The sequence below is a fragment of the Halomonas sp. HP20-15 genome, assembly GCF_033446685.1.
Lineage (GTDB): Bacteria > Pseudomonadota > Gammaproteobacteria > Pseudomonadales > Halomonadaceae > Modicisalibacter.
In genome coordinates, this window is sequence record NZ_JAWQLY010000024.1 from 1 (window position 1) to 10,726 (window position 10,726).

General features: G+C 63.5%; 8 protein-coding genes. 7 read left to right on the forward strand and 1 reads right to left on the reverse strand.

The features are described 5' to 3' along the window. Window positions 1-265 precede the first annotated feature (265 nt). The 5 genes from R6258_RS18565 (at window position 266) to R6258_RS18585 (ending at window position 8,605) form a co-directional block, all read left to right on the forward strand. Complete coding sequence (locus R6258_RS18565; protein ID WP_318453410.1) at window positions 266-2,278, forward strand: NADPH-dependent 2,4-dienoyl-CoA reductase; 2,013 nt, start codon at window positions 266-268, stop codon at window positions 2,276-2,278. Between the two features lie 179 nt (window positions 2,279-2,457). Further along, complete coding sequence (locus tag R6258_RS18570) at window positions 2,458-3,522, forward strand: low specificity L-threonine aldolase (RefSeq protein WP_318453412.1); 1,065 nt, start codon at window positions 2,458-2,460, stop codon at window positions 3,520-3,522. A 202-nt stretch (window positions 3,523-3,724) separates the two neighbouring features. Next, complete coding sequence (locus tag R6258_RS18575) at window positions 3,725-5,647, forward strand: PrkA family serine protein kinase (protein ID WP_318453414.1); 1,923 nt, start codon at window positions 3,725-3,727, stop codon at window positions 5,645-5,647. Window positions 5,648-5,739: 92 nt separating this feature from the next. Beyond that, entirely contained in the window at window positions 5,740-7,020 is a 1,281-nt protein-coding gene (locus tag R6258_RS18580) for a YeaH/YhbH family protein (RefSeq protein WP_318453416.1), read from the forward strand. 37 nt (window positions 7,021-7,057) lie between these two features. Then, complete coding sequence (locus R6258_RS18585) at window positions 7,058-8,605, forward strand: SpoVR family protein (RefSeq protein ID WP_318453418.1); 1,548 nt, start codon at window positions 7,058-7,060, stop codon at window positions 8,603-8,605. Window positions 8,606-8,611: 6 nt separating this feature from the next. Here R6258_RS18585 and R6258_RS18590 read toward each other — a convergent pair whose 3' ends face one another. Further along, complete coding sequence (locus R6258_RS18590; protein WP_318453420.1) at window positions 8,612-8,923, reverse strand: high-potential iron-sulfur protein; 312 nt, start codon at window positions 8,921-8,923, stop codon at window positions 8,612-8,614. A gap of 375 nt (window positions 8,924-9,298) precedes the next feature. On the opposite strand from R6258_RS18590, the gene R6258_RS18595 reads away from it, so the two are divergent. Next, entirely contained in the window at window positions 9,299-9,574 is a 276-nt protein-coding gene (locus R6258_RS18595) for an Lrp/AsnC family transcriptional regulator (RefSeq protein ID WP_031382355.1), read from the forward strand. A gap of 37 nt (window positions 9,575-9,611) precedes the next feature. Next, on the forward strand, window positions 9,612-10,463 hold the full coding sequence (locus R6258_RS18600; RefSeq protein ID WP_318453423.1) for a DNA/RNA non-specific endonuclease: 852 nt from the start codon (window positions 9,612-9,614) through the stop codon (window positions 10,461-10,463). The last annotated feature ends 263 nt before the right edge of the window (window positions 10,464-10,726 follow it).

Sequence of the window (10,726 nt, forward strand, 5' to 3'; positions counted from 1 at the left end):
GACCGGTAGTTCAGTCGGTTAGAATGCCGGCCTGTCACGCCGGAGGTCGCGGGTTCGAGTCCCGTCCGGTCCGCCATCGCCTTCCTGCCCTGCTTCCATCATCCGCCGTTTGTTGTCTTGCGCGTTGCCGGACAGCCCGCTCGTGTCCAGCCTGTCTTCCGTCTTCCGTCTTCCGTCTTCCGTCTTCCGTCTTGGTCGCGATTGTTTCCGTGGGTCAATTCGTTACACTGTTCATACAGTTGTTTGAATCTGCCGAGGAACCGCCGTGAGCGCCTATCCGCACTTGTTCCAGCCGTTGACGCTGGGGTCGATCACGCTGCCGAATCGCATCCTGATGGGCTCCATGCATACCAATCTCGAGGAAGCGCCGGACGGGTTCGTGCGCTTGGCGGCGTTCTATGCCGAGCGTGCACGGGCCGGCGTGGGGCTGATCGTCACCGGCGGTATCGCGCCCAGCGCCGAGGGGGCGGTGTTTCATGGCGCGGCCAAGCTGACCGAGGATGCTGAGGCCGAACGGCATCGCGTCGTCACCACGGCGGTTCACGAGGCGGGTGGGCGCATCTGCCTGCAGATCCTGCATGCCGGGCGCTATGCCTATTCCCCCGAGCTGGTGGCGCCCTCGGCGATCCAGGCGCCGATCAATCCTTACCCGCCGCGCGCGCTCGATGGCGACGACGTCGAGCGGGTGATCGCCGATTACGTCGAGTGCGCGCGGCTGGCCCGCGAGGCGGGCTACGACGGCGTCGAGGTGATGGGCTCCGAGGGCTACCTGATCAACCAGTTCGTGTGTGCACGCACCAATCGACGCGACGATGCATGGGGTGGGCCGTTCGAGAACCGCATGCGCTTCCCGGTGGCGATCGTCGAGCGTATCCGCGCGGCGCTGGGCGAGGAGTTCCTGATCATCTTTCGGCTGTCGATGATCGATCTGGTCGAGGAGGGCAGCACCTGGCAGGAGGTGGTCGCGCTGGGGCGCGCCATCGAGGCCGCCGGGGCGAGCCTGATCAATACCGGCGTCGGCTGGCACGAGGCGCGGGTACCGACCATCGTCACCAGCGTGCCGCGGGCGGTGTTCAGCGAAGTGACCCGGCGCATGAAGGCCGAGCTCAAGGTGCCGCTGATCACCACCAATCGCATCAACATGCCCGAAGTCGCCGAGCGGGTGCTGGCCGACGGTCACGCCGACATGGTGTCGATGGCCCGGCCGTTCCTCGCCGACCCGCAGTGGGTGAGCAAGGCGTGCGCCGGCGACAGCGCGGCGATCAATACCTGCATCGCCTGCAACCAGGCGTGTCTGGATCATACCTTCCAGGGCAAGCTGACCTCGTGCCTGGTCAACCCGCGCGCCTGCCACGAGACCGAGCTGACGATCACGCCGGCAACCACGGCCAGATCGGTGGCGGTAGTCGGTGCCGGGCCGGCGGGGCTGGCCAGTGCGGTGACCGCGGCACAGCGTGGCCACCGGGTGGTGCTGTTCGAGCGCCAGGCCGACATCGGCGGTCAGTTCAACTTCGCCCGGCTGATTCCCGGCAAGGAGGAGTTCGCCGAGACGCTGCGCTATTACCGCGAGATGCTTGCGCGCCATGGCGTCGATGTGCGACTCGGCACCGCGGCGGACGTGGATTCGCTGCGCGCCTTCGATGCGGTGATCCTGGCCAGCGGGGTACGCCCGCGCGAGCTCGACCTGCCCGGCAGCGATCACCCCAGCGTCATCGACTATCCGACGGCGATTCGCCATCCCGAGCGGGTCGGTCGGCGGGTGGCGATCATCGGCGCCGGCGGCATCGGCTTCGATGTCGCCGAGCTGCTCAGCCATGTCGGGCATCCGGCGCTCGATCCCGCCGCCTGGTGCGCCGAGTGGGGCGTCGATCTGACGGTCGCCGAGCCCGGCGGTCTGCAGCCGCCAGCGACGCCGGCGTCGCCGCGTCAGATCTACCTGCTTCAGCGCAAGAAGTCGAAGCCGGGCAAGGGGCTGGGCACGACCACCGGCTGGGTGCACCGCGCCGCGTTGCGCCATCGCGGCGTGGAAAGCTGGGCGGGCTGCGAGTATCTGGGCATCGACGACGACGGGCTGACGCTGCGCGTCGACGGCGAACGGCGCTGCCTGGCGGTCGACAGTATCGTGGTCTGCGCCGGTCAGGAGTCGGTGCTCGAATTGCTCGCCCCGCTGCGTGACGCCGGGCTGGCGGTGCAGGTGATCGGCGGCGCCGAGCAGGCCGCCGAGCTCGATGCCAAGCGCGCCATCGACCAGGGCACCCGGGCGGCCGCGGCTCTCTAGCGCCATTGCGGCACTGTTCGAAGGCCGTCGGAGGGGGCGTCAGCGGTGGCGGCGGAGCGGCAACTCGCGCGCAGCGCACGGAGTGGTAGACTAATGTAGCGTGCTACCCACGCCGACGCCGGGTCGCGATGGCACCCTGTCGTGGCTCGAAACAATAACAGCCCTCAAAGGAAGCCTACATGCCCCCCGATTGCTCTCCACGCTTCGTGGCCAGCGACAATACCTCTGGCATCTGTCCCGAAGCGTTGGAGTACCTGCTCGAAGCCAACGCCTGCGACGACCTTGCCTACGGCAACGATAGCTGGACCCAGCGTGCCGCGGATCGCTTTCGTGGCTTCTTCGACTATGACTGCGAGGTATTCTTCGTCTTCAACGGCACCGCCGCCAACTCGTTGTCGCTGGCGGCCATGGGGCAGAGCTATCACAGCGTGATCTGCCATGAGCTGGCGCATATCGAAACCGATGAGTGCGGCGGTCCGGAATTCTTCTCCAACGGTTCCAAGCTGCTGACCGCCAGCGGCGAGAACGGCAAGCTCACCCCCGAAGGGATCGAGCGGCTGGTCACCAAGCGTAGCGACATCCACTACCCCAAGCCGCGGGTGGTCTCGATCACCCAGGCCACCGAGGTGGGTACGGTCTATACCCGCGATGAGCTGCTCGGCATCCGTGCGATGGCCGACAAGTACGACCTGCGGCTGCACATGGATGGCGCGCGTTTCGCCAACGCCTGTGCCTCGTTGAAAGCCTCGCCGGCCGAACTGACCTGGCAGGCCGGGGTCGACGTGCTGTGCTTCTCGGGCACCAAGAACGGCTTGCCGATGGGCGAGGCGGTGGTCTTCTTCAACCGAGAGCTGGCCGAGGATTTCGACTATCGCTGCAAGCAGGCCGGCCAGTTGGCCTCCAAGATGCGGTTCATTGCCGCACCCTGGCTGGGGCTTATCGAAACCGGCGCCTGGCTGAGCAACGCCAGTCACGCCAATGCCATGGCCGCTTACCTGGCCGACGGGCTGACGGCGCTGCCCGGGACCGAGCTGATGTTCCCGGCCCAGGCCAACAGCGTGTTCGTTAAACTGCCGCCGGCGGTGCTGGCCCGGTTGCGCGAACTCGGCTGGACCTTCTATACCTTCATAGGAGCTGGCGGTGCTCGCTTCGTTTGCGCCTGGAATACCACCACAGAGCTGCTCGACGGCCTGCTGAACGATATTCGTCTCGCCCTCGAGGCGGGGCACTCCAACGTTGGTTGACCATTTTTCGTAATCGGCATCGAACCAAATAGGGCGCCCGAAGCTCTTAGAAAAAAAGCGGGGCGCCATGCGGTTGCGTTGAAAGACCTCATGCCAAGCTCTCCCTTGCAAGCGCTTTAATCCGTCTACGCTGATTAATACGCCAGCCCGGTAGCCGCTGTCTGTCTTCAGCGGCCGGGTATAGCGATCCAAGGAGGCCTCAATGAGCATCTTTGATCATGTCCAGAGCCGTTACGAGCAGGTTCGACAGGAAGAGATGAGTCTTCAGGAGTACCTGGAACTGTGCCGTAAGGACCCTGGCGTCTACGCCAGCGCCTCGGAGCGCATGTTGCAGGCCATCGGCGAGCCCCAGGTCATCGATACGTCGAAGGATTCTCGCCTGTCACGTATCTTCACCAACAAGGTCATCCGGCGTTATCCCGCTTTCTCGGAGTTCTACGGCATGGAGGAAGCGATCGAGCAGATCGTCGCCTACTTCCGGCATGCCGCCCAGGGCCTCGAGGAGCGCAAGCAGATCCTCTATTTGCTGGGGCCGGTCGGGGGCGGCAAGTCGTCGCTGGCCGAGCGGCTGAAGCTGCTCATGGAACGCATCCCGTTCTACGCCATCAAGGGCTCGCCGGTCTTCGAGTCGCCGCTGGGGCTGTTCTCGCCGGAGGAGGACGGCGAGCTGCTCGAGAAGGAATACAACATTCCGCAACGCTATCTCAGAAGCGTGATGTCGCCGTGGGCGGCCAAGCGGCTCAAGGAGTATGGCGGCGACATCTCGCAATTCCGGGTGGTGCGCCTTTATCCCTCGCGGCTCAACCAGATCGCCGTCTCCAAGACCGAGCCCGGCGACGAGAACAACCAGGACATCTCCTCGCTGGTCGGCAAGGTCGACATTCGCCAACTCGAGCTGTATTCCCAGGACGATCCCGACGCCTATAGCTTCTCGGGCGGTCTGTGCAAGGCCAATCAGGGGATCATGGAATTCGTCGAGATGTTCAAGGCGCCGATCAAGGTGCTGCATCCACTGCTGACCGCGACCCAGGAGGGCAACTACAACCCCACCGAAGGCATGGGCGCGATCCCCTTCGACGGCGTGGTGCTCGCCCACTCCAACGAGAGCGAGTGGCAGACGTTTCGCAACAACCGCAACAACGAAGCGTTCCTCGACCGCGTCTATATCGTCAAGGTGCCGTACTGCCTACGCGTCTCCGAGGAGATCAACATCTACAAGAAGCTGCTCGAGCATTCGTCGCTCAACGAAGCGCCCTGTGCGCCGGATACCCTGCGGCTGCTGGCGCAGTTCTCGATACTCTCGCGTCTCAAGGAGCCGGAAAACTCGAGCATTTATTCGAAGATGCGCGTCTACGACGGCGAGAACCTCAAGGACACCGACCCCAAGGCCAAGTCGATCCAGGAGTATCGTGACAGCGCGGGCGTCGAAGAAGGCATGGACGGGCTGTCGACGCGCTTCGCCTTCAAGATCCTCTCCAAGGTCTTCAACTTCGATTCTCATGAGGTGGCCGCCAACCCGGTGCACCTGCTGTATGTCCTCGAACAGCGCCTCGAGCATGAGCAGTTGCCCAAGGAAGCCCACGAGCGCTATCTGCGCTTCATCAAGGAATACCTGGCGCCGCGTTACGTCGACTTCATCGGCAAGGAGATCCAGACCGCCTACCTCGAGTCCTACAGCGAGTACGGCCAGAACATCTTCGACCGTTACGTGACCTACGCCGATTTCTGGATACAGGATCAGGAGTATCGCGATCCCGAGACCGGCGAGCTGTTCAATCGTCAGGCGCTCAATGAGGAGCTAGAGAAGATCGAGAAGCCGGCGGGAATCTCCAACCCCAAGGATTTCCGCCATGAGGTGGTCAACTTCGTGCTGCGCGCGCGCGCTCAGAACAACGGCATGAACCCCAGTTGGCAGTCCTACGAAAAGCTCAAGGGTGTCATCGAGCAGAAGATGTTCGCCAACACCGAGGAACTGCTGCCGGTGATCTCCTTCAACGCCAAGGCGTCTGCGGCCGATCAGCGCAAGCACGAGGATTTTGTCGCCCGTATGGTCGATCGGGGGTATACCGAGAAACAGGTGCGTTTGCTGTCCGAGTGGTATCTGCGTGTGCGCAAGTCGCACTGACGGTTGGTTTCTGACGATGGTTGCCCAGGCGACAGGCAAGGCGGGGCGTTCGCGCCTCGCGCTGCGCGTCGCAACCCGCACGGGAGGCACGCATGAGCTATTTCATCGATCGACGTCCCAACGCCCGGCACAAGAGCGAGGTCAACCGACAGCGCTTTCTGGACCGCTATCGAACACACATCAAGCGCTCGGTGGAGGAGGCCGTCAACCGCCGCTCGATCACCGACATGGAGCGCGGCGAGAAGGTTTCGATTCCCGCTCGCGACATTTCCGAACCGGTTTTCCAGCACGGCCCGGGCGGTCGCCGTACCGTGGTCAGCCCGGGTAACAAGGAGTTCGTTGAGGGCGATCGGCTGAAGCGACCCGGGGGCGGCGGTGGCGGCGGCACCGGTGAGGGCGGCGCGTCCAACCAGGGCGAGGGCATGGATGAGTTCGCCTTCTCGCTGAGCCGCGAGGAGTTTCTCGACTTCGTCTTCGACGGCTTGGAATTGCCGCACCTCGAGCGCAAGCAACTCAAGGATCTCGAGGAGGTGCGCCCGGTACGTGCCGGATTGACCCGCGAAGGGGTGCCGGCGCGCATCAACATCGTACGCTCGATGCGCGAGGCGCAGGCCCGGCGCATCGCCATGCGGGCGCCGCTGCGGCGCGCGCTGCGCGAGGCCGAGGAGGCGCTCGAGGCCGAGGAGCGCAAGGACCCGGTGTTGCGCAATCCGGCGCGCATCCAAGAGCTCAAGGCGGAGATCGAGCGCCTCGAGCAGCGCATCGAGGCGGTTCCGTTCATCGACACCTTCGATCTGCGCTACAACAATCTGATCGATCAGCCGCAACCCTCCAACAAGGCGGTGATGTTCTGCGTAATGGACGTCTCGGGATCGATGACCCAGGCGCACAAGGACATCGCCAAGCGTTTCTTCCTGCTGCTCTATCTGTTTCTGGAGCGCAATTACGAGAAAGTCGAACTGGTTTTCGTGCGCCACCATACTGCCGCCAAGGAGGTCGACGAGGAGGAGTTCTTCTATTCGCGCGAGACCGGCGGCACCATCGTATCCAGCGCGCTTACGCTGGTCGACGAAGTCATTCGCGCGCGTTATCCGGCAAACCAGTGGAACCTCTACGTGGCCCAGGCCTCGGATGGCGACAACTGGGACGACGATTCCACCACCTGCCGCCAGTTGCTGGTCAAGTCGCTGATGCCGCGGCTGCAGTATTTCACTTACGTGGAGATCACTCCGCACGCTCATCAGGCGCTCTGGGAGGAGTACGAGAGCGTTCAGGCCGACTTCCCGGAGCGTTTCGCCATGCGTCAGATCGTCGAGGGCGGCGACATCTACCCGGTATTCCGCGAACTCTTCCGGCGCCGCGCCACGCAGTGAGCTTTGGCCCATCAGCAGCATGGGCACAGGAGGCCGTATGACCCGACGTAAACCCATCGCCACCGGCTCGGACTGGGACTTCGAAACGTTGACCGCCTATGAGCACGAGATCGCCCGTCTGGCCGATGAATACCGGCTCGATACCTATCCCAACCAGATCGAGATCATCACCTCGGAACAGATGATGGATGCCTACGCTAGCGTGGGCATGCCGATCGGCTATCACCACTGGTCGTTCGGCAAGCAGTTCCTGTCGGTGGAACAGGCCTACCGGCGCGGGCAGATGGGGCTGGCCTACGAGCTGGTGATCAACTCCGACCCATGCATCGCCTACCTGATGGAAGAGAATACCCTGATGATGCAGGTGCTGGTCATGGCGCATGCCTGCTATGGCCACAACTCGTTCTTCAAGGGCAATTACCTGTTTCGCACCTGGACCGATGCCTCGGCGATCGTCGACTACCTGGTGTTCGCCCGCAAGTACGTGGCCGAATGCGAGGAGCGCCACGGTGTAGCCGCCGTCGAGCAATTGCTCGACGCCTGCCATGCCCTGCAGAACCATGGCGTCGATCGCTACAAGCGGCCCTCGCCGATCTCCCCCGCGGAGGAGGCGCGCCGCCAGGTGGAGCGTGCCGAGTACCTGCAGTCGCAGGTCAACCTGCTATGGCGGACCATCCCCGACAACTCTGCCAGCGGCGGCCCGCACGGCGACGACGAGGATCCGCTCGGCCTGCATCAGTACGGTCGCTACCCGGCCGAGCCGCAGGAAAACCTGCTCTACTTCATCGAGAAGAACGCGCCGCTGCTGGAGCCCTGGCAGCGTGAGTTGGTGCGTATCGTGCGCAAGCTGGCGCAGTATTTCTATCCCCAGCGCCAGACCCAGGTGATGAACGAGGGGTGGGCGACATTCTGGCACTACACCATCATGAACCGGCTTTACGACGAGGGACTGGTCGACGAGGGGCTGATCCTCGAGTTCCTGCAGTCGCATACTGCGGTGGTCAGCCAGCAGGGCTTTGACAGCCCCTACTTCAACGGCATCAACCCCTATGCGTTGGGCTTCGCGATGTTCAGCGACATCAAGCGCATCTGCGAGGAGCCCACCGACGAGGATCGCGAATGGTTTCCCGACATGGCGGGCAGCGACTGGCTGGAGACGTTGCACTTCGCGATGCGCAACTTCAAGGATGAGTCGTTCATCCAGCAGTTCCTGTCGCCTAAGGTGATTCGCGACCTCAAGCTGTTCTCGCTGGTCGACGACGATCAGGACGAGATGCTGACCATCGCCGCGATCCATGACGATCGCGGCTATCGGCGCGTCCGCGAGGCGTTGTCGACCCAGTACGCACTTTCGGTGCGCGAGCCCAATGTCCAGGTCTGGCAGGCCGATATCCGTGGCGACCGCTCGCTGACCCTGCACCACGTGCAGGATCGGCGCCGCCCGCTGGCCAAGAGCGTCTACCCGGTGTTGCGCTATCTGCACCAACTGTGGGGATTTCCGGTCAAGCTGCACTCCATCGAGGACGACGAAGTCGTGCGGCGCTACCAATGGCCGCTACCCGCCGATCTTGAGGAGCGGGCGTAGCCGGCGTCAGCCGCGGGTCCAGGACTGGCACCAGCCGGCGGGCGCCACGCTGTGCCGGGGGAACAATCGGCAACCCTGGTTGGCCGCGGTATAGAACATGCAGTTGTCACAGCGCTCGCCCGGCGAATAGGCCGGATGATCGCTGGCCTGGCTGGCCTGGGTAACGTAGTTGAGTGCCTTGGCCTGGGGGTTGCTCGGGTCGAGTGGCGGTAGTTCCTGGGCGAGTGCCTGGCGGGATAGCACGCCGGCCCCGAAGGGCAGTGCAGCGAGACCGAGTAGGCTATGACGTACGAAGTCGCGGCGGCTGTGGTTGGCCATGGAATCTCCTTGATTCGAGCGGAGCGATGGATCGCTATCGGCCCGCTGGAGCTGGGGTGTCACGGTGTCGACCTGGGTCTGAAGGGCGTTTTGCGCCTCTGGTGTGTCGTTGCCAAGCTTGTTCGAAAAGCTTAATCGAAAATCGTCGAATATGAAGGCTGGGGTCATCCTAGCCGATCCTGTCCACCTGCGCTGCAGCGAGTCGTGTGGCAATCGGTCGCGTGAGGTCAAAAAGCGTCATGCACCACTTCGCATGCGGACGCTCGGTTGGACCGCTCAAGCGACAGTCGATGGGCATGCCTCCTGAGCGACACGGCTGGTATACTCCGCGCAACCGCGGGCCGTCGGCTCGCGCCGCGTAGCGAGGAGAGACCGATGCAGAACGCCGTGATCCTGATCAATGCCGAAAAAGGCCGTATCAACAGTGTCGCCGAGCGCTTGGCTGAACTCACCGGTATCAGCGAAGTGTATTCGACCTGTGGCCGCTACGACCTGGTCGCCATCGCCCGCACGCCCGACTTCGAGAGCCTCGCCACGCTGGTCACCGAGCGCCTGAATCAGGTCGAGGGCATCCGTGAGACCGAGACGCTCAATGCCATGCAGGTGCACTCCCGGCACGATCTCGAAACCATGTTCAGCGTAGGCTTCTGATGACCATTGAGCGAAGTTGCCGGGCCGCGGGGTCGCGATGATCGGCGCGTTGCCCTTCGTGCGTCGCCAGGTGCGCAATCTGGGGGTCTCGCTGGCCTTCGTGGTGGTCGCCAGCGGCCTTTGGTACTGGCAGGAGCGCGACGTGCGCGAGCGGCTGGTGTGGATGGGCATACCGGACTGGACGATCGACGACCCGCTGGCGATCAGCCGCGTGCTGCGCAACGACGGTGTGCTGATCGGCTGGTCGGACCTGCGGGTCAACCCGTTGTGGGTCAGCTACCAATTGCACGCGGTGGATGACGCTCGGATCGGCGAACGTCCCGACTTTCATCGCGATTGGCGAACCCTGTGGCCGATCACCGCCGACAGCTATTTCGGTAGCGGCTACGACCGTGGTCACATGGCGCCCAATTACGCGATCGCGGCCAGCTATGGGCGCGAGGCCCAGCGCCAGACCTTTCTGATGTCGAACGTCTCGCCACAACGTCCCGACCTCAACCGCCGGCTTTGGCAACGTCTCGAGGAGGTGGTCATCGATCATTTCGCGACACGTTTCGGTACCGTGCAGGTGATCACCGGCCCGATCTTCGACGAGGGCATCGGCGGCGTCTTCCACCGGGTGGGTTTCGTCGAGGTACCCGAGGCGTTCTACAAGATCGTCGTGGTGCCAAGCCGCGAGCCGCGAGCGCTGGCCTTCATCATGCCGCAGAATGTCGCCGGCAATGAGCCGCTCGATCGCTACCTGGCGAGCATCGATGAAGTCGAGGCACGTACCGGGCTGGATTTTTTCCCGCACTTGCCGGGGCCGGTCGAACATCGCCTGGAATCGTCGGTGAAGACCGCCGGCTGGCGCCTGTCCCAGGTGGCGCGCTTACCGTCACGCTACTGAAGCGCCGGTAATTTGCCAGGAAAGTAGCAGCGTTCGAGCGCAAGAGAGCGCAGAAACATGGCTGCGGCCGGGATGCTGCTTATAGGGGAGAAGACGGAGCGGCGATGGCGTCTAGCAAGAGGTGTTGAAGCTACTAATCCCAGAAGTTGCTAGCGCAAGGGGAGGGCGATCGAGCCATGATACGCGTGGTGCCCAGGAGAGGACTTGAACCTCCACATCCGTAAGGATACTAGCACCTGAAGCTAGCGCGTCTACCAATTCCG